The sequence below is a fragment of the Streptomyces sp. NPDC048507 genome (genome assembly GCF_043199995.1).
Taxonomy (GTDB): domain Bacteria; phylum Actinomycetota; class Actinomycetes; order Streptomycetales; family Streptomycetaceae; genus Streptomyces.
The window spans coordinates 1-24,992 of sequence record NZ_JBICWZ010000005.1 but is presented as its reverse complement, the minus strand read 5'-3'; the positions used below and the strand labels follow the sequence as shown (position 1 = coordinate 24,992).

The window sequence follows — 24,992 nt, the reverse complement described above, 5'->3', positions numbered from 1 at the left end:
CGGGGACGGTACGGGCCCTCTCGCGCGCGGCCCTCAGCCGAGGCGGGGGTCGCGCGGGGGCTGGCCCGGGGGCTGCTGCCAGGGCTGTCCGGGCTGCGGGTAGGGCTGGCCGCCGCCGTACGGGGGCTGCTGCGGCTGCTGGTAGGGACCTGCGGGCGGCGGGGCCTGCTGGGGGTAGGCCTGGGGCGGCTGGGGCGCCTGCTGCGGGTAGGGCTGGGGCTGCTGGGGCTGCTGCGCCTGCTGGGGCGCGCCCCAGTGGGCTTGCGCGGCCTGCTGCTGGGCGCGTCCGAAGTCCTCGGCGACCAGGGCGGAGAGGGTGAAGTACGCCTCCCGCGTCTTCGGACGCATCAGGTCGAGGTCGACCTCGGCCCCGGCCGCGAGGTGCTCGTCGAACGGCACGACGACGACGCCGCGGCAGCGGGTCTCGAAGTGCTGCACGATGTCCTCGACCTTGATCATCTTGGCGGTCTCGCGGACCCCGGAGATCACGGTGAGGGAGCGCGAGACGAGGTCCGCGTAACCGTGGGCGGAGAGCCAGTCCAGGGTGGTGCTGGCGCTGCTCGCGCCGTCCACGGACGGGGTCGAGATGATGATCAGCTGATCGGCCAGGTCCAGGACGCCGCGCATGGCGGAGTAGAGGAGCCCGGTGCCCGAGTCGGTGAGGATGATCGGGTACTGGCGGCCGAGCGTCTCGATGACGCGGCGGTAGTCCTCGTCGTTGAAGGTCGTCGAGACCGCCGGGTCCACGTCGTTGGCGATGATCTCCAGGCCGGACGGGGCCTGGGAGGTGAACCGCCGGATGTCCATGTACGAGTGCAGGTACGGGATCGCCTGGACCAGGTCCCGGATCGTGGCGCCGGTCTCGCGGCGGACCCGGCGGCCGAGGGTGCCGGCGTCGGGGTTCGCGTCGATGGCCAGGATCTTGTCCTGACGCTCGGTGGCCAGGGTCGCGCCGAGGGCAGTGGTGGTCGTGGTCTTGCCGACACCGCCCTTGAGGCTGATGACGGCGATGCGGTAGCAGGACATCACCGGGGTGCGGATCAGTTCGAGCTTGCGCTGGCGGTCGGCCTCGGCGGCCTTGCCGCCGAAGCGGAAGCCGGAGCGGGCGGGCTTGGGCTTCTGCTTCGCGCGCAGCAGGCGGTCCGAGGACAGCTCGACGGCGGCGGTGTAGCCGAGCGGTGCGCCGGGGCCCTGGCCGGGCTGCTGCTGGTACGGGCCCTGCGGCGGCTGCGGCTGAGCCTGCGGCGGCTGCTGGGGGGCCTGCGGCTGCGGGGCCCAGGCGGCGGCGCGGGGGTCGGCGGGGGCCTGCTGAGGGGGGAATCCGTAGCCCTGCGGGGGTTGCTGCTGCTGCTGGCCGGCGGGCGGGAACCCGTACCCCTGGGGCGGCCCCGAGGAGGGGAACGCGGGCGGCAGCGGCGGCAGTTCACCCCCGGGTCCCCCGAACGGAGGATCCGCGGGAGCGGGCGCGGCGGCGTACGGTCCCTGCGGAGTCCCTTCCGGGGGAGCGGGGGGAGCCGGTACGGGCGCACCGGCATCCGCCGGCCCCGGGAACGGCGCCGGGGCGTCGGCCGCCCCCGCCGGGCCCCGTCCGGCGAACGGCGCGGGGGCTTCGCCCTGGGCCGGGTACGGCGCGGGGGTGTCGGCGGTGGGCGGGGGCGTCGGCGCGGCGGCCGGGCCCGGGAACGGCGGCGCGTCGGCCGGGCTCTGACCCTGGCCCGGGAACGGGGGCGCGTCGGCCGGGGCCGGGCCCTGTCCCGGGTACGGCGCGGGGGCTTCGGCGTCGACCGGGCTCTGACCCTGGCCCGGGAACGGCGGGGCGGCTTCGCCCTGCCCCGCTCCAGGGAACGGCGCGGGGGCTTCGCCCTGGGCCGGGTACGGCGCGGGGGTGTCGGCGGTGGGCGGGGGCGGCGGCGCGCCGGCCGGGTTCTGACCCGGGCCCGGGTACGGCAGGGCGTCGGCCGGGGCCGGGCCCTGTCCCGGGTACGGCAGGGCGGCTTCGCCCGGGCCCGCTCCGGGGAACGGTGCGGGGGCTTCGCCCGGGCCCGGGTACGGCGGGGCGGCTTCGCCCTGGGCCGGGTACGGCGGGGCGGCTTCGCCCTGGGCCGGGTACGGCGGGGCGGCTTCGGCCTGCCCCGCTCCGGGGAACGGCGCGGGGGCTTCGCCCTGGGCCGGGTACGGCGCCGGGGCTTCGGCGGTGGGCGGGGGCGGCGGTGCGGCGGCCGGGTTCTGACCCGGGCCCGGGGGCGGCGGCGCGTCGGCCGGGTTCTGACCCGGGCCCGGGGGCGGCGGCGCGTCGGCCGCGTCCGGCAGGACGTCGGCCGGGGGGCGCGGGGCCGGCGGGGCGATGCGCATCGTCGGCGGGGACACCACGTCCGACGGGCGGTGGGGCTCGAAGCCGCTGCCCTCGGGCAGCCCGGGCAGTCCGGGAACCCCCGGCACCGGCGCGGCCGGCGCGGGCGCGCCCTGCGTGTACCAGGCCGGCGGGGTGTAGTCGATGGTGAACTCGCCCGTCACATCGGGCTCCGCGTCGGACTGATCGTCCGTCGGGACGTCCCACGTCCCGCCGCGCCTCTCGTTCCGATCGCCGCTCACTGGTCCTCCTGGTCTGTCGAACACCGGTCGGCGCCCACCTCGACGCCGCGCCCGCGCTCAGCCTAATCGCGCCCCGCGCTCCGCAAGCCCCGAGGTCGCGCCCCCGCACTCCTGCCTACAGGCCGCCCGGTCCCTGAGCAACCGTCATTCCCGTCCCTCAGTCGATCCGCCGCGCGGCGCCCAGCAGGCCCGTCTCCGTTTCCGTGCCGCGCGTCATCACGAACGTGCGGTCCCGCCGCGTGCACCACAGCGTCACCCCGTCCCCCAGGGTCGGCAGGGACTCCACCGCCGCCCCCGGCAGCCCCATCAGCGCGCCGATCCGCTCCGCCTCGTCGGGGGACACCCGCTGCACCCCCACCAGCGAGGAGTTCCGCAGCAGCCGCGGCGCCGTCGGGCTCAGGTACGGCAGCAGGGTCAGCACCGACTGCCACGGCCCCGCCACCACCCGTCCGCGCGGCGGCCGCATCCCGCAGTCCCGGATCACCAGGACGGGGCTGCCCGCCGACGCGCCCTGCGGCGGCACCCGCCCCACGTCGTGCAGGGTCACGCACTGCTGTCCGCCGCCGGCCGCCTGGGCCAGGGCGGACCACACCTGCCCGCGCCCGGTCTCCACCGCGACCCGGGCCCCCGTCGCGGCGGTCCGCAGCGCCAGCACCTGGGCCGTCCACAGACCACCGATCAGCGTGACCTCGTACGGCGTCGGCCGGTTCACGCCGAGCACCGCCGGACGGCCCTGCGCGTCCACGCCGATGACGACCCCGTCGTCCCCGACGGGCACCGCCAGCGCGTCCAGATCGGCCGCCGCCACCACGTGCCGCTCCCGGCGCGGGCCGGCCAGCCCGAAACCGCCCCGCAGCGGGCCCCTCAGCGGGCTCCTCACCGTGCGCCTCCCAACGGCAGCGAGGCCAGCAGCCCCGGCACCTGTTCCCGGTCGAGCCGGACCAGCCCGGTCTTCACGCCCCGCGCCGTGCGCTCCAGTTCCCGCCGGGCCGCGACGAGCTCCTCGTCGCTGCGCCCGGTCACCCGTACGTGCCCGGTCAGCGTCACGCCCCGCCGTTCGGCAGGGGCCATCGTGAGGCTGAAGTTGGTCGCCAGCGCCGGCAGGGACGTCAGCAGCGCCACGAACTGCGGCAGCCCGGCGTCGCCGCCGCCCAGCTGCGGCCAGCGGGCTATCCAGTACGTGGTGTGCCGCCGGTCGTCGCAACGCCAGGTCCGCGGGGTCTCCTGCGTGCGCCGCCCCGTGCCGGCCGCCCGTCCGGCCTGGGTGATGGCCATCGGGTTCGCGCAGGACGAGGTCGCCAGCGCGCCCGTCAGCTCCTGCTCGGTCAGGACGGTGGCCAGGAACCCGGCCCCGGCGAGCCGGCTCGCCAGCTGGTCCGCCACCCGCACCAGGCAGCGCTGCGCCCCGGGCAGACCGCCCCCGCGAGCGGCGACGGCCTCCGGACACAGCTCCGGGTCCAGCTTGAGGGCGATCCACGTCAGCCGGACCGCGGGAGCGCCGGTCTGCGCCTGGAGCGGGCCGTAGTTGCGGGCCGCCATCGACCGCTCGGGCAGGTGCGGGGCCGGGGCGGGCTGGGTGTGCTGCACCAACTGCGCCGACTCCAGCCGGATCCCGTCCACTTCGAGGACGTCCCGTACGGCGGACAGCGGCAGCGGCCGGTCCGTCCGCCCGGGGCGCAGCGCGGTGGCGTCGGTGTCCACCTGGACCACCGCCGTCAGGAAGGTGCCGTCCCCGACCATCCCGACCGGGCGCCGGTCACGGTCGTTGAACGTCAGGGTCCGCAGCGCCGGATCGGCCTCGACCAGCGGCGCCAGCCCCGGCTCGGTCCCGGCGGGCACGGCGAGCGCGGCGCTCCTGCGCCGCCGGGCGCGCAGCGCGAGCGCGCCGCCGATCCACTCCGGCAGGGAGCGCTGGTGGCGGCGTACGAGGGCCAGCAGGACCAGCACCAGCGCCGCCGCGCCGGCGGGCACCAGCAGCAGCGGCTCCACCACCCACGCCACGAGCAGCGCGCCCGCGGCGAGCTGGAGGAGGACGAGCTGTTGCAATCGGAACGGGCCGAAGCGGCCCGGACCCGACCTCGGTTGCGGCGTCACACCGCCCCGCGCGGGTGCGGTCGCGGCCGCCCGCGGCTCCGTCGCGGTGGCACTCATGCGCGCCCTCCCCCTCTCGGGGGCGGACCGCCGGCCCCGGTGCCCCGCGGCAGCCGCCGCCAGGCCCCGGGCCTCCCCGATCCACCCCAACACGCCCTGATGTCCCCGGTCCGGCCGGGAGCCCGGCGGCTGTCCCAGCCCACCCGCCCCCTGCCGACCCTCCGTCAAGAGGCATAGTAGGTCCCCGGTCCGACGACGAAGGCCCGGGGAGCGGCCCCACCGACCGGGCCGGGCGGGGAGAAGCAGGCGGTCATGGCATCACGACGTGATGAGCTCAACGCGTACACCTTTGCGAAGCGGCGCACGGTGGCCGCGTTCCTCCAGCCCTCCGCCACCGGCTCGGAGGAGGGCGCCCCCCGGCCGCTGCGCGCCGTGGTCCCCTCCGTGGTGATCGGGGCGCTGGTGGTGGCGGGCTTCGGGGCGTGGGGCATGTTCAAACCGCAGGCCCCCAAGGGCTGGGCCGAGCCCGGCACCGCCGTCATCGTCGGCAAGCAGTCGACGACCCGGTACGTGGTGCTGACCACCAAGACCGGCGGCAAGGAGCAGACGCGGCTGCACCCGGTGCTCAACCTGGCTTCCGCGCGGCTCCTCCTCGACCCGCAGAAGTTCAAGGTCATCCAGGTCGAGGACAAGGTCCTCGACGCGGGCGAACCGCCGCGCGGCCCCATCATCGGCATCCCCTACGCCCCCGACCGGCTCCCCGCCCGGCAGGACGCGGGCAAGGCCAAGCGCTGGGCCGTCTGCCAGCAGCCCGGCGGCAACGGGCGCGGGGTGCAGACCGCCGCGTTCGTCCTCGCCGACCGCGAGGCGAAACTCCTCGACGACGGGCGCCGCACCACCGAGGGCCAGGTGCTGTACGTGCAGAGCACGGGCGGGGCCAAGGAGCGGTACCTGGTCGACCCGGCGGGCACCAAGTACCGCTTCCCGGAGGGCAAGCCGGACTCCGGGACGCTCACCACCGCCCTGGTCGGCACCGGCGCCACCCCCCAGCCCGTCACCGAGGAGTGGCTGGCCACCCTCAACGCCGGCGACGACCTGGCCTTCCCGCAGCTGCCCGGCACGCCGGGCGCGAACGCCGCCGTACAGGGGCTGGGCAGCGCCGACGCCAAGGTCGGCATGGTGCTGACCGCGCAGACCGGCTCCGGGACGCAGCACTACGTCGTCCTGCCCGACCGGGTCGCGCCCGTCTCGGAGTTCGTGGCCTGGCTGCTGATCTCCTCGCCCGCCACCGACGTCCTCAACATGCACGGCAAGCCCCACGAGACCGACCTGCAGTCCCTGAACCCCGACACCCCCCCGTTCGAGGACGACGCCCGCTGGCCGCGCCGGCGCGGCCAGCAGGTCAACCGGGTGGCCGACGTGCCCGGCGCCCCGCAGGGCGGCGAGCGCCGCGACACCGTGTGCAACGTGCTGCGTTCCGTCGACGGGCAGGGCGGCCAGACCCTGAGCACCTGGGCCGGGACGGGCTTCCCCGTCGACATCGCCGCCAGCGGCACCAGCTCCTACGTCACCCCCGGCACCGGCCTGCTCTACACCCAGGTCCAGGGCCGCCAGAGCACGGCCGGCGGCGCGCTGTTCCTGGTCACCGACACCGGCCTGCGCTACGCCGTCCAGGCCAACGGCGACAGTGACGCCGCGCAGTCGAAGATCGGGGCTCCCGACCCCCAGGCGCCCGGCGGCGCCGGAGACGGCCGTCCCGAGGCCAGCCAGGCGCAGATCCGGCTCGGCTACGGTGGCGTCGTCCCCGTCAGGGTGCCCATCGCGTGGTCGGAATTCCTCTCCAAGGGGCCGCGCCTGGACACCAACGCGGCGCGTCAGCCCCAGGGTTCGTGAGGAGAGCGGCCGTGCCCCCGACCTTCCGCGCCGTGCTGGTGAGCACCGCGTTCGCCCTCGTCGCGCTGAGCGGCGCCCCCGCCGCGGCCGCCCCCGCGCCCGGGTCCCCGTACGGGCTGGGGCTCGACGGGGCGGGGGAGTGCACCTTCCCCATGAAGAAGCAAATCGCCGACCGCCCCTGGGCCCTCCAGCGGCTCATGCTCGACGCCCTGTGGGCGCGGACCAAGGGCAAGGGCGTACGGATCGCCGTCATCGACACCGGTGTCGACCGGGCCAACCCGCAGCTCTCCGGCGCCCTCGACACCGGCGCCGGACGGGACTTCCTCGACCCCAAGGGCGGCGACGGCACCAACGACACCGTCGGCCACGGCACCAAGGTCGCCGGACTGATCGCGGCCCGCCCCCAGGAGGGCACCGGCTTCGTCGGCGTGGCCCCGGAGGCCACCGTCATCCCCATCCGTCAGAACGACGGCCAGGGCAACGGCAACGCGGCCACCCTCGCCCAGGCCATCGACCACGCCGTGGCCAAGGGCGCCCAGGTCATCAACATCTCCCAGGACACCGACGCCCCGCTGACCCCCGACTCCGAACTGGCCAGGGCCGTCCAACGGGCCCTGGACGCCAAGGTGGTGGTCGTCGCCTCCGCGGGCAACGACGGGCTCTCCGGGCAGAAGCACCGGACCTACCCGGCGGCCTTCCCCGGCGTCCTCGCCGTGGCCTCCTCCGACCGCAACAACGAGCGGGCGGCGTTCTCCCAGCCTGGCGACTTCATCGGCGTCGCCGCCCCCGGGGTCGACATGGTCTCCACCGTCCCCGGCTTCGGGCAGTGCGTGGACAACGGCACCAGCTTCTCCGCGCCCTACGTCGCCGGAGTGGCCGCCCTGCTGCGCGCCGAGCACCCGCAGTGGACCCCGCAGGAGGTGGTCTGGCAGATCCAGAACACCGCCGAACGGTCCGTCAAGGGCCGCGACGACTACGTCGGATGGGGCGTCGTGGACCCGGTGCGGGCGGTCACCCAGGACGCCGAGCCCCCCCGGGCCCCCGTCCCGGACCCGGGCCCGCCCCCGGCGGCCGCCCCCCGCGCCGCCGAGCTGGCGCTCACCGAGACCGCCCAGGAACGCGAGGAGCGGATCGGTACGTACGCCCTCGGCATCGGCGCCGTGCTCATCGCGGTGATCGCCGCCACCGCGACCGTGGTCCGCGAAGCCCGCTCCCGCCGCCGTTTGCAGTGAACGGTCATGGTTCGTCGGCGCAAGCGGGCCACCGGTGTTGGGCGTGTGACCCGAACTGACTAGAGTGACCGCAGGCTTCACGACTGTGACCGGGGGACGCGTGAAGCGGAGGGGGAATCGCGGCGCGTGTGGCTCCGGTCCGCGCCGCGCGGGTCCGCTCCGCCACGCGATCCCCCGGCTCTGCCGGGGAATTGAGAAGTGAGGAGCTTCGGATGACGAACAATTTCGGACTTGCGGACGATCCGGTCGTCAAGGCGGCCAACAAGATCTCCGAGACGGCGAGCGCCGTGACCACCCAGGCCCGCGAGCTGGCCGACATCCTGGCCACCGTCGGCGCGGGCTGGACCGGCGTCGGCGCCGACGGCTTCGCGAAGGCCCAGTCGGACCTCAACATCGACCACGACGAGATCCGCCGGCTGCTCGGCGTGCTGCACCACGCCGTCTCGCAGACCAAGAACCTGACCAACGCCCAGGACGACGAGGTGCGCGCCGCGTTCCAGTCGATCGGTGCCGGCGGCGGGGGCCGTTCCGCCCTCGACGGCATCTGATCGCGGCGTAGTCCCCAGCAACCCAGCGCGAAGGAGAAGAACATGTCGGGCAACGACGGCCACACCCGGGTACGGTACGAGAGCGTCCAGCAGATGGCGGACCGCATCCGCGTCGTCTCGAAGAACATCCTCAAGGACCTCGACGAGATGGAGGCGGCCGTCAAGGTCGTCACCGACACCTGGGACGGTGAGGCGCACATGGAGTACGTCAACCTCCAGACCAAGTACCACCGCAGCGCCGACCACATGCAGCAGGAGCTCGAGAAGGTCGCCCGGATCATCGAGCAGGGCAAGGGCGACTACCGCGCCACCGACGTGAAGGCCTCCCGCCTGTTCACCGAGGCCTACTGAGCCCCGGTCCGCCCGCGCGGACACGCGCAGCGCGAAGGGGGCGCGCCCGCACCGGGCGCGCCCCCTTCGCGCGTGCGCGGGCTCAGCCTCAGGTGAGGTCGAACTCCCCGTCCCTGGCGCCGAGCACGAAGGCCTCCCACTCGGCGGCCGTGTACCGCAGCACCGTCTCGCGGTCCAGCGAGGACCGCATCGCCACCGCGCCCTCGGGCAGCCGGGCGATCTCCACCCGCTCCTCGTCCGGACTGGTCCCGGGCGGCCCCTGCCACTCGACGCCGCTGATGTCGAGCGCGTACAGCTCGTCCTTCTCCTGCTGGGTGCCCATGTGCGGCCCTTCCCTCGGTCGTGCGGTGCTGCGTCGGTCTTCGCTGCCGATTATCGGCACAACGCGCGCTCCGGGGGCCCGTTCCGCCGGAAACGGCCCCCGGTGTGCGGGCGCCGCCTACAGGCCCGGCATCCGGCCCAGCTGCACCAGCGAGGTGCCCCGGCGGCGCGAGACGAAGTAGCCGCGGCCCGGCGGCATCGGCCGCGGCCGGACCGTACCGAGCAGATCGCCCTCGGACGGATCGCCCGACAGCACCACGCCCTGGGCGCCCAGCTCCTTGAACCGCTGCATGAACGGCTCGTACAGGGCGCGCGAGGCACCCGCCGAACCGCGCGCCACGATGAAGCGCACCCCGGTGTCCCGGGCGAAGGGCAGGAACTCCACGAGCTGCGCCAGCGGATTGCCCTGGCTGGTGGCGACCAGGTCGTAGTCGTCGATCACGATGAACACGTCCGGACCCGTCCACCAGCTGCGGTCCCGCAGCTGCTGCGGCGTGACGTCCGGGGGCGGCTGGCGCCGCGAGAACACCCCGCCCAGCGCCTCCATGTGCATCTGCAGCGAGCTCGCCATCGGCGCGTACTCCAGCAGGTACTCCTCCGGCAGCGCCCCGAGCAGCCCGCGCCGGTAGTCGCCCACGACCAGCTTGGCCTGGTCCGGGGTGTAGCGCTCGGAGATCTGCCGGGCGATGAGCCGCAGCAGGTTCGTCTTGCCCGACTCGCTCTCGCCGAAGATCATGAAGAACGGGTCCGTCTCGAAGTCGACGAACACCGGCTCCAGCGCCGTCTCGTCGATGCCGATCGCGATCCCCCGCTCCGGGAACTCCCCGCCCTTGGGCAGCCGGTCGGCGTGCAGCAGCCGCGGCAGCAGCCGTACGCCCGGAGCCGCCGGTCCCGCCCAGCCCGCACGCACCGCCGCCACGAAGGCCGCCGTGGCCTCCGAGAGGCTCTCCGCGTCGTGCGAGCCGTCCACCCGCGGCAGCGCGCCCAGGAAGTGCAGCTTCTCGGGGACCTGCCCGCGCCCCGGCATCCCCGTCGGCACGTTGGCCGCCACCCGCCGGTCGAACTCGGAGTCCATGACGTCCCCGAGCCGCAGCTCCAGGCGGCTCAGCATCTGGTCCTTCAGCGCCGCCCGCACCTCCATGTACCGGGCCGCCGTGATCACCACGTGGATGCCGTAGCCCAGACCCCGGGCCGCGAGGTCCGTGACCACCTGCTCCAGACCCTCGTACTCGCCCCGGAAACCGCCCCAGCCGTCGACGACCAGGAACACGTCGCCCCATGCCTCGCCCGGCAGGTCGCCCGCCGCCCGCCGGCGCCGGTAGGTCCCGATCGAGTCGATGCCGTTCGCCCGGAAGAACTCCTCGCGGCGGGTCAGCACCCCCGCCACCTCCGCGACCGTACGCCGCACCCGCTCCGGATCCAGCCGCGAGGCGATCCCGCCCACGTGCGGCAGCTCCGCCAGCGACGACAGGGCGCCACCGCCGAAGTCCAGACCGTAGAACTGCACCTCGCGCGGGGTGTGCGTGAGGGCGAACGAGGAGATCAGCGTCCGCATCAGCGTCGACTTCCCCGACTGCGGACCGCCCACCACCATCATGTGGCCCGCCGCACCCGAGAAGTCCCGGTACAGCACCTCGCGCCGCTGCTCGAAGGGCTTGTCGATCAGACCCAGCGGAACGACCAGCCCCCCGGGCCGCGTGTACCCCTGCGCGTGCAGCCCGCGCTCCGCGCCCGTCGCCAGCGCCGGCAGCAACTGGTCCAGCGGCGGTGCCTGGTCCAGCGGCGGCAGCCACACCTGGTGCGCGGGCACCCCCTGCCCCTCCAGCCGGCCCACGATCACGTCCAGCACCGTGTCCGCGAGCGCCTCGTCCTCCCGGGCCGGCCGCGCCGCCGGGTACGCCGGGTCCGGGGCCGCGTACACCACCGGCACCGGCGCCGCCGTGAACAGCACCGGCCGCCGCTCCACCGGGAACGGCCCCACCGACAGCTCCGGACCGCCCGAACGGTAGGTGCCCGAGACGTACGCCGCCTTGAACCGGGTCATCTCGTCCGTACCGAACTTCAGGTAGCCCGAACCGGGCACCGAGGGCAGGTGGTACGCGTCCGGCACGCCGATCGCCGTCCGCGACTCCGCCGCCGAGAACGTCCGCAGACCGATCCGGTACGACAAGTACGTGTCCAGCCCGCGCAGCTTGCCCTCCTCCAGCCGCTGCGAGGCCAGCAGCAGGTGCACGCCCAGCGAACGGCCGATGCGGCCGATCTGGATGAACATGTCGATGAAATCGGGCTTCGCCGTCAGCAGCTCGCTGAACTCGTCGATCACCAGCACCAGGGACGCCAGCGGCTCCAGCGGGGCGCCCGCCGCGCGCGCCTTCTCGTAGTCGTGGATGTTCGCGTAGTTGCCCGCCGAACGCAGCAGCTCCTGGCGGCGCTGGAGCTCCCCGCGGATCGAGTCGCCCATCCGGTCCACGAGCGTCAGGTCGTCCGCCAGGTTGGTGATCACCGCCGCGACGTGCGGCATCTGCCCCATGCCGGTGAAGGTCGCACCGCCCTTGAAGTCGGCCAGCACGAAGTTCAGCGTCTCCGAGGTGTGCGTGACCGCCAGCCCCAGCACCAGCGTCCGCAGCAGCTCCGACTTGCCCGAACCCGTCGCGCCCACGCACAGCCCGTGCGGGCCCATGCCCTCCTGCGCGGCCTCCTTCAGGTCCAGCATCACGGGCGCGCCGTCCTCGCCCACTCCGATCGGCACGCGCAGCCGCTCCCCGGCGGAACGCGGCCGCCAGGTCCGCGACACGTCGACGGCGGCCGCGTCGCCCAGGTTCAGCAGATCGGTGAAGTCCAGGTTCGCCAGCAGCGGCTCGTCGTCGTCACCGCCGCCCGTGCGCAGCGGCGCCAGCTGCCGCGCCAGCGCCTCCGCCGCCGGCAGCGACAGGGTGTCCGGAACGCCCTCGTACACGAGGCCCGCACCCGACTCCAGCCGCAGCCGGCCCGGCCGCACCACGACCGACAGCCCGCCGCGCGGCTCGTCCAGCTCGCCCGCCACCACCTCGACGACGGTCACGCCCTGCAGGCCCTCCGCCGCCGCGAACACCGAGTCCGGCGGTACCAGACCCCGCCGGGAATCGGAGTCCAGCACCACCACCAGGTGCGGCTGGTCCAGTACCGGGGACACCTCCCGGCTGAACCGGGGCCGCCCCTCCAGCCGCGGACCCAGCAGCCCCTCCAGCTCGGCCAGGTCATCGCCGAACAGCCGCTTCGTACCCGCCCCGTCGACCTGCCCCGGCACCTGCGCGTGCGGCAGCCACTTCACCCAGTCCCACGAAGGCACCGCGCCCCGCGCCGCCACCACCGCCACCACCAGGTCCTCGGGGGAGTGCAGCGTCGCCAGCTGCGCCACCAGCGCCCGCGCCGCACCGCGCGCCGACTCCGGCTCCCCGGACACCGTCACGTGGTAGAACGCCCGGACCGACACCGCCACCGGCAGCCCCTCCAGCGAGGAGTGCACCTTCAGGAAGCGCTGCATCGCCCCCGCCGTCAGCGGCTCCAGCTCGTCCACGGGAGCCGTGTCCGGGGCCACCAGCGCGGTCGCCAGCCGCTGCGCGCCGAGGCCCAGCCGGGCCTGCCCGAAGTCCGCGTCGCCGACCCGCCGCTCCCACAGCCGCGAACCCTCCGCCACCACCGACCACAACTGCTCCGGAGCCGGGTGCAGATAGAGCTGCGCGTCGCGCTGCGCCCGCGCCGTCCTGCGCACCTGACGGCGCGTCTGCGCCAGGTACTTCAGGTAGTCCCGGCGCACGTCCGCCATTTGCCCCTGCGTACCGCGCCGGAACCGCACCAGCTGCGCGATCACCATGCCCACCGTCGACGCCAGCATCAGCACGCCCATGATGCGCATGAACGGCGCGGCGCCCGGCATGAAGAAGAAGACGACCGACGAGCCCATGCCGAGCATCGGCAGGAGCTGCATCAGCATGCCCTCCTGCTGACCCCGGGGGAGTTCCGGCGGAGCCTCCAGCCTCAGCTCGTCCGAAGGCACTTCGGGCGGCAGGGACCGGGGCGGGCGCTTGACGACGATCTGGCTCACCGGAGCATCAATCCCTCGAAAACGGACGGGACATCGCAACCGGCGCCCCCAACTCCCGGGCGCGGAGGGGGTCTCCTCCGCGCCCGGCGATCCTACTTGCCGACCGCCACGGCCCCGCCGGGTAGGGTGACGCGCGCAGTATGCGCATCCGCGAATCGGCCGCCGCCACCGGCGCCAACCAGGGGGGTCACACAGGTGAGTACGGCCGAGGCGACGGGATTCTGCAGGGTGACCGTCGTGGCTCCCGACAGCCGCATCGACGTCGCCCTCCCCGAGGACATCGCCGTCGCGGACGTCTACCCCGAGCTGCTGCGCCTCACCGGCCAGACCCAGCCCGTCGGCGCCCCCACCGGCTTCCACCTCGTACGCCGCTCCGGCGCCGTCCTCGACGGCGCCCGCACCCTCGCCGCCCAGCAGGTCCTCGACGGCGAGGTGCTCAGCCTGCGCCCCTTCGCCGAGTCCCTGCCGCCCGCCGTCTTCGACGACGTCTCCGACGCCGTCGCCGCGGCGGTCGTGCGCGACCGGCACCGCTGGAGCGACGGCATGCTGCGCGGAGCCGGCCTGGCCGGAGCCGCGCTGCTCCTCGTCCTGCTCGGCTTCGTCCTCTGGTACGCCGACCCGCTCCGCCACGACATGCACGGCCTGCCCGGGATCATCGCCGGGGCCGTCGGCGTCCTGCTCACCGCCGCCGCCGGAGTGCGCGCCCGCGTCTACCGCGACCGCGGCTCCGCCGTCGCCCTCGGCCTCGGCGCCCTCCCGCACCTGCTGATCGCCGGCTCCGGCATCGTCGCCGCCGCGGCCGGCCAGGGACCGGGCCGGCTGCAGTTCCTGCTCGGCTGCGTCTGCGTCCTCGTCGCCTCCGTCGCCCTGGTCGCGCTCACCCCGCACGGCGACGCCCCCTTCGTCGCGGCCACCTTCCTCGCCGCCACCGGGACCCTGGCCACCTTCGCCGCCATCGCCGCCGACGGCTCCGCCACCGCGACCGCCGCCGTCTGCGCCCCCGTCGCCATCGGGCTCGTCGCCTTCCTGCCCGGCCTCTCGGCCCGCTTCGCCCGGCTGCCCATCGGATACGCCGCCCCGCGCAGCGCCGTCGACGACTACGAGACCCCGGACCGGCACGAGGGCACGGCCCGCCGCGACCCCGACGCCGCCGAGGGCGCCGCCGGCACCGACCCCGGCCACGACCCGGCCGCCCGGCTGGACGCCGAACAGATCGCGGCCCAGGCCCGCCGCGGCCACGAGATGCTCCTCGGCCTGGTCGGGGGCTGCGCCGCCGTGGTCGTGGGCTCCGCCGCCGTCCTCGGCTTCTCCGGCAACACCTGGGGCCGGCTGCTGGCGCTGGCCGCCGGGCTGGCGATGCTGCTGCGGGCCCGTCTCTTCCGCTACACCTCACAGGTGGTCTGCGCGCTGGCCGCCGGCCTGGCCGCCGTCGCCCTGCTGGTCCTCGGCCTCGCCCTGCGCCCGCCCGCCCCCCTGGTGGCCGAGCTCGCCCTCCACCACGACCGCGGCGGCCTGGACCTCCGTACGATCTGGCTCTCCGCCGCCGTCGCCGCCGGCGCGGCCCTCCTCGCGGGAATTGCGCTTGTCATTCCCCGCAAGGGCCTGTCACCCTTCTGGGGAAGGCTGCTCGACCTCACCGAGGCCGCGGTGCTGCTCAGCCTGGCCCCGCTCGCCCTGGCCGTGCTCGACGTCTACGTCCGCGCCCGCTCTCTCACCAGCTGAGACTGCCGGGACCCGGCAGCCTGGTACGCTGTGTGACGGCCGTTTGTGTACGCGCCCCCGGAAATCCTCTGGAGGCTGCGCTCAGCGGACCCCGCCTCCCGAGTAACGGAAGCTCCCCAGAGAATTCGACCTGGGGCACTCGGTGGCAACGAAGACCTATTACGAGGAGTACGCGTGCCGCTCGACGCCGCAACGAAGAAGCAGCTCATCGCAGAGTTTGGTGCCAAGGAGGGCGACACCGGCTCCCCCGAGGTCCAGGTCGCCATGCTGTCCCGCCGCATCTCGGACCTGACCGAGCACCTCAAGACCCACAAGCACGACCACCACTCCCGTCGTGGTCTGCTGATCCTGGTCGGCCAGCGCCGCCGCCTGCTGCAGTACCTGGCCAAGAAGGACATCCAGCGCTTCCGTACGCTGGTCGAGCGCCTCGGCATCCGTCGCGGTGCGGCCGGCGCCAAGTAAAGACGCTGTGAAGGGAGCGGTTCCCACATCGAGGGGGCCGCTCCCTTTGCTGTACGTGCGCGACGCACCCGACGCTTTGTAGTGTGGGACACAGCGCACAACTGAAGAGGAGGAGCGCCCTCCCTACGCCGCCGGTCCTCGGTAGTGGCATCCGGAAAGCCCCGCGACGGGGACAGGAACCGGGTGCTTCGATCGAAGACCGGCCCGCACGCCAGGAGCGCTTCTCCGCCACCGTCCCCCACCACACGGGTGGTGGACGGAGACGACGAATATGGAGAAAACGCTAGTGGAGAACGAGACCCACTACGCCGAGGCCGTCATTGACAACGGTTCCTTCGGCACCCGCACCATCCGCTTCGAGACGGGCCGTCTGGCCCGCCAGGCCGCCGGCTCCGCCGTTGCCTACCTGGACGACGACACGATGGTGCTGTCCGCCACCACCGCGTCGAAGAAGCCCAAGGACCAGCTCGACTTCTTCCCCCTGACGGTGGACGTCGAGGAGCGCCAGTACGCGGCCGGCAAGATCCCCGGTTCCTTCTTCCGCCGCGAGGGCCGCCCCTCCGAGGACGCGATCCTCACCTGCCGCCTGATCGACCGCCCGCTGCGCCCGTCCTTCAAGAAGGGCCTGCGCAACGAGATCCAGGTCGTCGCCACGATCATGGCGCTCAACCCCGACCACCTGTACGACGTCGTCGCGATCAACGCCGCGTCCGCGTCCACGCAGCTGGCCGGCCTGCCCTTCTCCGGCCCGATCGGCGGCGTCCGCGTCGCGCTGATCCGCGGCCAGTGGGTGGCCTTCCCGACGCACACCGAGCTCGAGGACGCCGTCTTCGACATGGTCGTCGCGGGCCGCACCCTCGAAGACGGCGACGTCGCGATCATGATGGTCGAGGCCGAGGCCACCGAGAAGACCATCGCCCTCGTCAAGGGCGGCGCCGAGGCGCCGACCGAGGAGATCGTCGCCTCCGGTCTGGACGCCGCGAAGCCCTTCATCAAGGTCCTCTGCAAGGCCCAGGCCGACCTGGCCGCCAAGGCCGCCAAGCCCGAGGGCGAGTTCCCGGTCTTCCTGGACTACCAGGACGACGTGTACGCGGCCCTCGAGACCGCCGTCAAGGGCGAGCTCACCCAGGCGCTGACCATCGCGGGCAAGCAGGAGCGCGAGGCCGAGCTGGACCGCGTCAAGGAGATCGCCGCCGAGAAGCTCCTCCCGGCCTTCGAAGGCCGCGAGAAGGAGATCTCCGCCGCCTACCGCAGCCTGACCAAGGCCGTGGTCCGCGAGCGCGTCATCAAGGACAAGGTCCGCATCGACGGCCGCGGGCTCACGGACATCCGTACCCTCGCCGCCGAGGTCGAGGCCATCCCGCGCGTGCACGGCTCGGCGCTGTTCGAGCGTGGCGAGACCCAGATCCTGGGCGTCACCACCCTCAACATGCTCCGCATGGAGCAGCAGCTGGACACCCTCTCCCCGGTGACCCGCAAGCGCTACATGCACAACTACAACTTCCCGCCGTACTCGGTCGGCGAGACCGGCCGCGTGGGTTCGCCCAAGCGCCGCGAGATCGGCCACGGCGCGCTCGCCGAGCGCGCGATCGTGCCGGTCCTGCCGACCCGCGAGGAGTTCCCCTACGCGATCCGTCAGGTGTCCGAGGCCCTCGGCTCCAACGGCTCGACGTCCATGGGCTCGGTCTGCGCCTCCACCATGTCGCTGCTGAACGCCGGTGTGCCCCTCAAGGCCCCCGTCGCCGGCATCGCCATGGGCCTGATCTCCCAGGAGATCGACGGCAAGACCCACTACGTCGCCCTCACCGACATCCTCGGTGCGGAGGACGCCTTCGGCGACATGGACTTCAAGGTCGCCGGCACCAAGGAGTTCGTCACCGCGCTCCAGCTCGACACCAAGCTCGACGGCATCCCCGCCTCCGTCCTGGCCGCGGCCCTGACGCAGGCCCGTGACGCCCGCCTCCACATCCTCGACGTGATGATGGAAGCGATCGACACGCCGGACGAGATGTCCCCGAACGCCCCGCGGATCATCACCGTCAAGATCCCGGTGGACAAGATCGGTGAGGTCATCGGCCCCAAGGGCAAGATGATCAACCAGATCCAGGAGGACACCGGCGCCGAGATCACGATCGAGGACGACGGCACCATCTACATCGGTGCCTCCGACGGCCCGGCCGCCGAGGCCGCCCGCGCCACGATCAACGCGATCGCCAACCCGACCATGCCGGAGGTCGGCGAGCGGTACCTGGGTACGGTCGTCAAGACCACCACCTTCGGTGCCTTCGTCTCCCTGATGCCCGGCAAGGACGGCCTGCTGCACATCTCGCAGATCCGCAAGCTCGCCGGTGGCAAGCGCGTGGAGAACGTCGAGGACGTTGTCGCGGTCGGCGCCAAGGTGCAGGTCGAGATCGCCGAGATCGACCAGCGCGGCAAGCTCTCCCTGATCCCCGTGATCGACGGCGAGACCGCCGACGCCGAGGCTGACAAGGACGACTCCGACAAGTGATGTCGCGTAGTTCCCGTGTGACGGCCCGCCCCTCTTCGGAGGGGCGGGCCGTCGCCCGTACCCAAACCCTGCTCACGGGGCAGAACGGCATCGGCACCGTCCGGCGCACCGTCCTGCCCGGCGGGCTCCGCGTCGTCACCGAGACGCTGCCCTCCGTCCGCTCCGCCACCTTCGGCATCTGGGCGAACGTGGGCTCCCGTGACGAGACGCCCACGCTCAACGGCGCCACCCACTACCTGGAGCACCTCCTCTTCAAGGGCACCGCCAAGCGCAGCGCCCTTGACATCTCCTCCGCGATCGACGCGGTCGGCGGCGAGATGAACGCCTTCACGGCGAAGGAGTACACCTGCTACTACGCACGGGTGCTCGACACCGACCTGCCGCTGGCCATCGACGTGGTCTGCGACATGCTCACCGGCTCGCTGATCCGCGAGGAGGACGTGGACGCCGAGCGCGGCGTCATCCTCGAAGAGATCGCGATGACCGAGGACGACCCGGGCGACATGGTCCACGACCTGTTCGCGCAGACCATGTACGGGGACTCGCCGCTCGGCCGCCCCGTCCTCGGCACCGTCGACACGATCAACGCCCTCGGCGCCGACCGGATCCGCCGCTTCTGGAAGAAGCACTACGACCCGACCCGCCTGGTCGTGGCCGCCGCGGGCAACGTCGACCACAACAAGGTCGTGCGCCAGGTCCGCGCGGCCTTCGACAGGGCCGGCGCCCTGCGGCACACCGACGCCGTCCCCGTCGGCCCGCGCACCGGCACCAAGCGGCTGCGCACCGCCGGCCGCGTCGAGCTGGTCAACCGCAAGACCGAGCAGGCCCACGTGGTCCTCGGCATGCCGGGCCTGGCCCGCACCGACGAGCGCCGCTGGGCCCTCGGCGTGCTCAACACCGCCCTCGGCGGCGGCATGTCCTCCCGGCTCTTCCAGGAGGTCCGCGAGAAGCGCGGCCTGGCCTACAGCGTGTACTCGTACACCTCGGGCTTCGCCGACACCGGCCTCTTCGGCGTGTACGCGGGCTGCCGTCCCAGCCAGGTCCACGACGTACTGCGGATCTGCCGCGACGAGCTGGACAAGGCCGCCTCCGAAGGACTCACCGACGAGGAGATCCGGCGCGCCGTCGGCCAGCTCTCCGGCTCCACCGTCCTCGGCCTGGAGGACACCGGGGCGATCATGAACCGCATCGGCAAGAGCGAGCTGTGCTGGGGCGACCAGATGTCCGTCGACGACATGCTGGCCCGCATCGCCCGGGTGACCCCGGACGAGGTCCGCGCGGTCGCCCAGGATGTACTGGCACAGCGGCCCTCGCTCGCGGTGATCGGCCCGCTGAAGGAGAAGCAGGCCGCCCGCCTCGGCGAAGCGGTCGCCTAGTTCCGTACGGACACGAAGGAAGCAACATGAGCAAGCTGCGCGTGGCAGTCCTCGGGGCCCAGGGCCGCATCGGCTCCGAAGCCGTCAGGGCGGTCGAGGCCGCCGAGGACATGGAGCTGGTGGCCGCCCTCGGCCGGGGCGACAAGCTGGAGACGCTCGCCGAGGCCGGTGCCCAGGTCGCGGTCGAGCTGACCACCCCCGCCTCGGTGATGGGGAACCTCGACTTCCTCGTCCGCCACGGCGTCCACGCCGTGGTCGGCACCACGGGCTGGACCGAGGACCGCCTCGCCCAGCTGGAGACCTGGCTGGCGGGCTCCCCGGAGACCGGGGTGCTCATCGCCCCGAACTTCTCCATCGGCGCCGTCCTCACCATGAAGTTCGCCGCCCAGGCCGCCCGCTACTTCGAGTCCGTCGAGGTCGTCGAGCTGCACCACCCGAAGAAGGTCGACGCCCCCTCCGGTACGGCGACCCGCACGGCCCAGCTCATCGCGGCCGCCCGCGCCGAGGCCGGCCTCGGCACGCAGCCCGACGCCACGGCCACGGCGCTGGACGGCGCCCGCGGCGCGGACGTCGACGGGGTCCCGGTCCACGCGGTCCGCCTGCGCGGCCTGCTGGCCCACCAGGAGGTCCTGCTCGGCAGCGAGGGCGAGACCCTGACCATCCGTCACGATTCCCTGCACCACAGCAGCTTCATGCCGGGCATCCTGCTCGGCGCCCGCCGCGTGACGCAGACCCCGGGCCTCACCTTCGGCCTGGAAAACTTCCTCGACCTCGGCTGATGAGGCAGTAGCAGCATGCGCGCGAAGATCACGTACTTCCTCACGGCCGCCGTCCTGGTCGTCTACTTCGTCCTGGTCGGCAGCCGGGGCCTGATGCTGCTCCAGCAGGGCACCTGGCTCACCGTCACCTTCGGTGCGGCCGTGCTCGTCCTGCCGGTCATCGGCATCTGGTTCCTCTGGATGAACACCCGGTTCGTCACCCGGGCCAACCAGCTCGCGACCGAGCTGGAGGCCGAGGGCGGCCTGCCCGTCGACGAACTGGAGCGGGACCCGTACGGCCGGATCCTGCGGGATTCCGCCGACGAGGTCTTCGCGCGCCGCAAGGCCGAGACGGAAGACGCGCCGGGGGACTGGCGCAGCTGGTTCCGCCTCGCCGTCGCCTACCACGACGCCCGCGACACCCCGCGGGCCCGCAAGGCGATGCAGCGGGCGATCGCCCTGCACGCCGGGCGGCCGACCGCAGAAGGGCCCGTACGGGTCTGATCCCCGTACGGGCCCTCGCGGACGGCTCGCCGCCGCCGGATCAGGCGGGCACGGCCCGGTACTCCTGGGCCCAGGCCTCGACCTGCCCCGCGGCGCGGTCGAAGGCCTCGCCGCGGGCCAGGAAGTCGGCGCTGTGGTCGGTCAGCAGGACCGGCAGCTCGGCGCCGCCGCGCCCGGCCAGCGTCAGGGCCTGGCCCTGCACGGTCCTCGGCAGGCCCAGCCAGCGCACGGGCTGCTGGACCGTGCGGACCCCGTCGATCTCGCTCCAGGCGATCGAGCGGGTGGTGAAGAAGCCGACCCGGCGCAGACCCGAGGGGCTCACCCAGACGCCGGTGCGCAGCAGGCGCAGCGCGGATCCGATCACGGCGAGCGAGGCGACCGCTGCTGCGGCGGCGCCACCTGTGGTGCCCGCGAAGGCGATGATCACCGTCGCCAGCAGCATGAAGGCGGATACCAGGAGCAGTACCGCCGCACCCGCCACCCGCCAGGGTCCGGGCCGGTAGGGACGTCGCCAGCGTTCGGGATCCGCGTGCGGGAGGGCTTCGTCCTCGTGAGCGTCGAAGACGCCGTCGGCCGTCAGGAAGGGCAGGGGCACGGCAGGACCTCACTCACATGCACGTTCGATGGGGCTGTGCCCGTGAGGCTACCGCCCCTGGGAGGCCTCCGACTGCTGGCCCTTCTCGGTGGCCTTGTACGGCTGCAGTGCGGGCATCCCGAAGAGCAGCGAGCCGACGAGCCCCGCCACCACGGTCAGGCCGACCAGACTACGGGCGGTGATCTGGGTCATGCTCAGACTCTCGCGCGGCGGCGGAGTGACGTTACTGCGGAATCGGTCGGCCTCGGCGACGAAGGCGAACGGGACGGGTTCGCGCCGGCGAAACATGGGAGCGGATCTCCTTGCGGTCAGGCCCCTGGGGGCGGTCGGGACGGGACGGGCAGCGTTCTCCTTGTAGGACGAGCGGGCGGTCCAATCGGTGCCTGAATTCGGGACATTAACCAAAATTTATGGCGACCCGTCAGCTGAACGAGTGATACCGGGCGCGCCCCCGGGTCGGCTCCGGCAGGCCCGCGCGGGAGCGTTTGCGCGAGCGCCGGAGCGGGTGGGTCAAGCCCGCACCGCGGACCCGGGCGATCTTCGAGGGCGGTGGTCGCGTTGCCCCGCAAGGTCCGATGCACGCCCGGCGTACAGATGTACGGAGACAAGTCCCAAGTGTCCGTATTGCGGCGTTTCGGAAAGTTCATCTAGGCTGATCAAACGGACCCGGCACTGCTTGAACCCCCGAGCAGGCAGTGCCGGGCTCCAACCCAGTGTTGACGTCCCCCGAGGGGACACCGCGAGCGTGGCAGCGAGTAGCGTGTTACCCATGGCTCCGATCTCGACTCCGCAGACCCCCTTCGGGCGGGTCCTCACCGCCATGATCACGCCGTTCGCGGCTGATGGCGCACTTGACCTCGACGGCGCGCAGCGGCTCGCCGTCCACCTGGTGGACGCAGGCAACGACGGCCTGATCATCAACGGCACCACCGGTGAGTCGCCGACGACCACCGACGCGGAGAAAAACGACCTCGTACGAGCCGTACTCGAAGCGGTCGGCGACCGCGCCCACGTCGTGGCCGGCATCGGCACCAACGACACGAGGCACACCCTCGACCTGGCCCGCCAGGCAGAGCGCACCGGCGCCCACGGCCTGCTCGCGGTGACCCCGTACTACAGCAAGCCGCCGCAGGAAGGCCTCTACCAGCACTTCAAGGCCATCGCGGACGCCACAGAGCTGCCCGTGATGCTCTACGACATCCCGGGCCGCAGCGGTGTTCCGATCAACACCGAAACCCTGGTACGGCTCGCCGAGCACCCCCGTATCGTGGCCAACAAGGACGCCAAGGGCGACCTCGGCCGTGCCAGCTGGGCCATCGCGCAGAGCGGCCTGGCCTGGTACTCCGGCGACGACATGCTGAACCTGCCCCTCCTGTCGGTCGGCGCGGTCGGCTTCGTCTCCGTCGTGGGCCACGTGGTCACCCCCGAGCTGCGTGCCATGCTCGACGCCCACCAGGGCGGCGACGTGCAGAAGGCCACCGAGATCCACCAGAAGCTGCTGCCCGTCTTCACCGGCATGTTCCGCACCCAGGGCGTGATGACCACCAAGGGCGCGCTGAACCTGCAGGGCCTGCCCGCGGGCCCGCTGCGCCTCCCGCTCGTCGGCCTGAGCGACGAAGAGACCGCGCAGCTCAAGATCGATCTTGCCGCCGGCGGGGTACAGCTCTGACAACAGACTTCACAACTGAACAAGCAAGAACGAAACAGACAAAAGCAAGTGCACGAATGACATGCGCGCGCCGCCGCGTGCCTCCAGGGGTACGTGGCGCGCGTGGTGAAGGAGAGACTTTTGAGCCATCCGCACCCTGAACTGGGCCCGCCGCCGAAGCTCCCGAAGGGCGGCCTCCGGGTCACCCCGCTGGGCGGCCTCGGTGAGATCGGCCGCAACATGACGGTCTTCGAGTACGACGGCCGTCTGCTCATCGTCGACTGCGGCGTCCTCTTCCCCGAGGAGGAGCAGCCGGGCATCGACCTGATCCTGCCGGACTTCACGTCGATCCGGGACCGCCTCGACGACATCGAGGGCATCGTCCTCACCCACGGCCACGAGGACCACATCGGCGCCGTCCCCTACCTCCTCCGGGAGAAGGCGGACATCCCGCTGATCGGCTCCAAGCTGACCCTGGCCCTCATCGAGGCGAAGCTCCAGGAACACCGCATCCGCCCCTACACCCTCGAGGTGAAGGAGGGCGAGCGCGAGAACCTGGGCCCCTTCGACTGCGAGTTCGTCGCCGTCAACCACTCCATCCCGGACGCGCTGGCCGTGGCCATCCGCACCGGCGCCGGCATGGTGGTGTGCACCGGCGACTTCAAGATGGACCAGCTGCCGCTGGACAACCGCCTCACCGACCTGCACGCGTTCGCGCGTCTGAGCGAAGAGGGCATCGACCTCCTGCTCTCGGACTCGACGAACGCCGAGGTCCCGGGCTTCGTCCCGCCGGAGCGCGACATCTCCAACGCGATCCGCGGCGTGTTCGCGAGCGCGCAGAAGCGGATCATCGTGGCCTCCTTCGCGAGCCACGTGCACCGCATCCAGCAGATCCTGGACGCCGCCCACGAGTACGGCCGCCGGGTCGCCTTCGTCGGCCGTTCCATGGTCCGCAACATGGGCATCGCCCGTGACCTGGGCTACCTCCGGGTCCCGGCCGGTCTCGTCGTCGACGTCAAGACCCTCGACGACCTGCCGGACGACGAGGTCGTGCTGGTCTGCACGGGCTCCCAGGGCGAGCCGATGGCCGCGCTGTCCCGCATGGCCAACCGTGACCACCAGATCCGGATCGTCCCCGGCGACACCGTGATCCTGGCGTCGTCCCTGATCCCGGGCAACGAGAACGCGGTCTACCGCGTGATCAACGGCCTGACCCGCTGGGGCGCCAACGTCGTGCACAAGGGCAACGCCAAGGTGCACGTCTCCGGCCACGCCTCCGCCGGTGAGCTGCTGTACTTCTACAACATCTGCAAGCCGCGGAACCTGATGCCGGTCCACGGCGAATGGCGCCACCTGCGCGCCAACGCCGAGCTCGGTGCCATGACGGGCGTCCCGAAGGACCGCATCGTCATCGCCGAGGACGGCGTGGTCGTCGACCTGATCGACGGCAAGGCCCGGATCTCCGGCAAGGTCCAGGCGGGCTACGTGTACGTGGACGGCCTCTCGGTCGGCGACGTCACCGAGGCCTCCCTCAAGGACCGCCGCATCCTCGGCGACGAGGGCATCATCTCGGTCTTCGTGGTGGTCGACAGCACCACGGGCAAGGTCGTCAGCGGCCCGAACATCCAGGCCCGCGGCTCCGGCATCGAGGACTCGGCGTTCGCCGCGATCCTGCCGAAGATCGAGGAAGCCATCGCCCGCGCCGGCGCGGACGGTGTGGCCGAGCCGCACCAGATCCAGCAGCTCATCCGCCGCACCATGGGCAAGTGGGTCTCGGACGGCTACCGCCGCCGCCCGATGATCCTCCCGGTCGTCGTCGAGGTCTGACCTCGTCCTTCGCGGTGACCACACGGAGCGGGGCCCCTGGATTTGCATCCAGGGGCCCCGCTCCAGTACGTTTACCTCTCCACCCCCGCACGGACCCGAGCACACACGTGTGTCCGGCCCCCGGGCGCGAGCGGGTGGGATTCCAGACCAGGGAAACCTGATAAAGTCTGGCTCTCCCGAAAGGGAAAGGCCCCCCGAAGGCCATTGGAATTCGAATCCAGCCGGAAACGGCACGGAAGAGAATCTGATAGAGTCGGAATCGCCGGAAAGGGAAAGCGCGAAAGCGCGGGACCTGGAAAGCACCGAGGAAATCGGGCCCGAAAGAGTCTGATAGAGTCGGAAACGCAAGAACAGAACAGAACGAAAGCCCGGAGGAAAGCCCGAGAGGGTGAGTACAAAGGAAGCGTCCGTTCCTTGAGAACTCAACAGCGTGCCAAAAATCAACGCCAGAAGTTGATACCCCGTCCACTCCGGTGGAT

The 24,992-nt window shown here is 72.7% G+C and carries 19 protein-coding genes; 12 read left to right on the top strand and 7 right to left on the bottom strand.

Going from position 1 to position 24,992, the window contains the following annotated elements; translation table 11 throughout:
* Positions 1-33: 33 nt before the first annotated feature.
* The 3 genes from ACGFXC_RS16110 to eccE form a co-directional block, all read right to left on the bottom strand.
* Entirely contained in the window at positions 34-2,592 is a 2,559-nt protein-coding gene (locus ACGFXC_RS16110; RefSeq protein WP_393713227.1) for an SCO5717 family growth-regulating ATPase, read from the bottom strand.
* Between the two features lie 157 nt (positions 2,593-2,749).
* Positions 2,750-3,472: a hypothetical protein gene (locus ACGFXC_RS16105; protein WP_393713225.1), complete on the bottom strand. Its 723-nt coding sequence runs from the start codon at positions 3,470-3,472 to the stop codon at positions 2,750-2,752.
* Complete coding sequence (eccE, locus tag ACGFXC_RS16100) at positions 3,469-4,743, bottom strand: type VII secretion protein EccE (protein WP_393713224.1); 1,275 nt, start codon at positions 4,741-4,743, stop codon at positions 3,469-3,471. The genes ACGFXC_RS16105 and eccE overlap by 4 nt, the downstream gene beginning before the upstream one ends.
* Before the next feature lie 252 nt (positions 4,744-4,995).
* Between eccE and eccB the strand changes: the two genes are divergently transcribed.
* The 4 genes from eccB (at position 4,996) to ACGFXC_RS16080 (ending at position 8,707) form a co-directional block, all read left to right on the top strand.
* The gene (gene eccB / locus ACGFXC_RS16095) at positions 4,996-6,576 is read left to right on the top strand and encodes a type VII secretion protein EccB (protein ID WP_393713222.1); all 1,581 of its coding nucleotides are present in this window, start codon (positions 4,996-4,998) and stop codon (positions 6,574-6,576) included.
* 11 nt (positions 6,577-6,587) lie between these two features.
* The gene (gene mycP / locus ACGFXC_RS16090) at positions 6,588-7,808 is read left to right on the top strand and encodes a type VII secretion-associated serine protease mycosin (RefSeq protein WP_393713221.1); all 1,221 of its coding nucleotides are present in this window, start codon (positions 6,588-6,590) and stop codon (positions 7,806-7,808) included.
* Between the two features lie 212 nt (positions 7,809-8,020).
* Positions 8,021-8,356 (top strand): WXG100 family type VII secretion target, encoded by a 336-nt coding sequence (locus tag ACGFXC_RS16085; RefSeq protein WP_393713219.1) that lies wholly within the window; start codon positions 8,021-8,023, stop codon positions 8,354-8,356.
* A 42-nt stretch (positions 8,357-8,398) separates the two neighbouring features.
* The gene (locus ACGFXC_RS16080) at positions 8,399-8,707 is read left to right on the top strand and encodes a WXG100 family type VII secretion target (protein ID WP_393713217.1); all 309 of its coding nucleotides are present in this window, start codon (positions 8,399-8,401) and stop codon (positions 8,705-8,707) included.
* Positions 8,708-8,795: 88 nt separating this feature from the next.
* On the opposite strand, the gene ACGFXC_RS16075 is transcribed toward ACGFXC_RS16080, so the two are convergent.
* Both ACGFXC_RS16075 and eccCa read right to left on the bottom strand, forming a co-directional pair.
* Positions 8,796-9,029, bottom strand: a complete 234-nt coding sequence (locus tag ACGFXC_RS16075; protein WP_351829116.1) for a DUF397 domain-containing protein — start codon at positions 9,027-9,029, stop codon at positions 8,796-8,798.
* A 117-nt stretch (positions 9,030-9,146) separates the two neighbouring features.
* Positions 9,147-13,112, bottom strand: coding sequence for a type VII secretion protein EccCa (eccCa, locus tag ACGFXC_RS16070; RefSeq protein WP_393713216.1), 3,966 nt, complete (start codon positions 13,110-13,112; stop codon positions 9,147-9,149).
* A gap of 195 nt (positions 13,113-13,307) precedes the next feature.
* Here eccCa and eccD point away from each other — a divergent pair, with 195 nt between their 5' ends.
* From eccD to ACGFXC_RS16040, 6 genes are all read left to right on the top strand, one after another.
* A complete protein-coding gene (eccD, locus tag ACGFXC_RS16065; protein ID WP_393713215.1) occupies positions 13,308-14,834 on the top strand; it encodes a type VII secretion integral membrane protein EccD in 1,527 nt (508 codons plus the stop codon).
* Between the two features lie 174 nt (positions 14,835-15,008).
* On the top strand, positions 15,009-15,296 hold the full coding sequence (gene rpsO / locus ACGFXC_RS16060; RefSeq protein WP_008737721.1) for a 30S ribosomal protein S15: 288 nt from the start codon (positions 15,009-15,011) through the stop codon (positions 15,294-15,296).
* Between the two features lie 286 nt (positions 15,297-15,582).
* Positions 15,583-17,805: a polyribonucleotide nucleotidyltransferase gene (locus ACGFXC_RS16055; protein ID WP_393713777.1), complete on the top strand. Its 2,223-nt coding sequence runs from the start codon at positions 15,583-15,585 to the stop codon at positions 17,803-17,805.
* Entirely contained in the window at positions 17,802-19,181 is a 1,380-nt protein-coding gene (locus ACGFXC_RS16050) for a M16 family metallopeptidase (protein ID WP_393713214.1), read from the top strand. Before ACGFXC_RS16055 ends, ACGFXC_RS16050 begins: the two co-directional genes overlap by 4 nt.
* Before the next feature lie 26 nt (positions 19,182-19,207).
* Positions 19,208-19,960 carry a 4-hydroxy-tetrahydrodipicolinate reductase gene (gene dapB, locus ACGFXC_RS16045; protein WP_393713212.1) on the top strand — a complete coding sequence of 251 codons (753 nt, stop codon included), beginning with the start codon at positions 19,208-19,210 and terminating at the stop codon, positions 19,958-19,960.
* A 15-nt stretch (positions 19,961-19,975) separates the two neighbouring features.
* The gene (locus ACGFXC_RS16040) at positions 19,976-20,443 is read left to right on the top strand and encodes a hypothetical protein (protein ID WP_393713211.1); all 468 of its coding nucleotides are present in this window, start codon (positions 19,976-19,978) and stop codon (positions 20,441-20,443) included.
* 40 nt (positions 20,444-20,483) lie between these two features.
* Here the strand turns inward: ACGFXC_RS16040 and ACGFXC_RS16035 are convergent, their stop codons facing one another.
* Entirely contained in the window at positions 20,484-21,038 is a 555-nt protein-coding gene (locus ACGFXC_RS16035) for a PH domain-containing protein (protein WP_393713209.1), read from the bottom strand.
* 48 nt (positions 21,039-21,086) lie between these two features.
* Positions 21,087-21,326 carry a hypothetical protein gene (locus ACGFXC_RS16030; RefSeq protein WP_393713207.1) on the bottom strand — a complete coding sequence of 80 codons (240 nt, stop codon included), beginning with the start codon at positions 21,324-21,326 and terminating at the stop codon, positions 21,087-21,089.
* A gap of 481 nt (positions 21,327-21,807) precedes the next feature.
* On the opposite strand from ACGFXC_RS16030, the gene dapA reads away from it, so the two are divergent.
* Together dapA and ACGFXC_RS16020 are read left to right on the top strand one after the other, a co-directional pair.
* Positions 21,808-22,707, top strand: a complete 900-nt coding sequence (gene dapA, locus ACGFXC_RS16025) for a 4-hydroxy-tetrahydrodipicolinate synthase (protein ID WP_393713206.1) — start codon at positions 21,808-21,810, stop codon at positions 22,705-22,707.
* A 120-nt stretch (positions 22,708-22,827) separates the two neighbouring features.
* Positions 22,828-24,513, top strand: coding sequence for a ribonuclease J (locus ACGFXC_RS16020; RefSeq protein ID WP_393713204.1), 1,686 nt, complete (start codon positions 22,828-22,830; stop codon positions 24,511-24,513).
* Positions 24,514-24,992 lie beyond the last annotated feature (479 nt).

Bases quoted from the DNA above. Each gene is read 5' to 3' on its own strand.
- eccE (WP_393713224.1), bottom strand. From the start codon at position 4,743: ATGAGTGCCACCGCGACGGAGCCGCGGGCGGCCGCGACCGCACCCGCG.
- eccB (WP_393713222.1), top strand. From the start codon at position 4,996: ATGGCATCACGACGTGATGAGCTCAACGCGTACACCTTTGCGAAGCGG.
- ACGFXC_RS16085 (WP_393713219.1), top strand. From the start codon at position 8,021: ATGACGAACAATTTCGGACTTGCGGACGATCCGGTCGTCAAGGCGGCC.
- ACGFXC_RS16080 (WP_393713217.1), top strand. From the start codon at position 8,399: ATGTCGGGCAACGACGGCCACACCCGGGTACGGTACGAGAGCGTCCAG.
- ACGFXC_RS16075 (WP_351829116.1), bottom strand. From the start codon at position 9,029: ATGGGCACCCAGCAGGAGAAGGACGAGCTGTACGCGCTCGACATCAGC.
- dapB (WP_393713212.1), top strand. From the start codon at position 19,208: ATGAGCAAGCTGCGCGTGGCAGTCCTCGGGGCCCAGGGCCGCATCGGC.
- ACGFXC_RS16040 (WP_393713211.1), top strand. From the start codon at position 19,976: ATGCGCGCGAAGATCACGTACTTCCTCACGGCCGCCGTCCTGGTCGTC.
- ACGFXC_RS16030 (WP_393713207.1), bottom strand. From the start codon at position 21,326: ATGTTTCGCCGGCGCGAACCCGTCCCGTTCGCCTTCGTCGCCGAGGCC.
- dapA (WP_393713206.1), top strand. From the start codon at position 21,808: ATGGCTCCGATCTCGACTCCGCAGACCCCCTTCGGGCGGGTCCTCACC.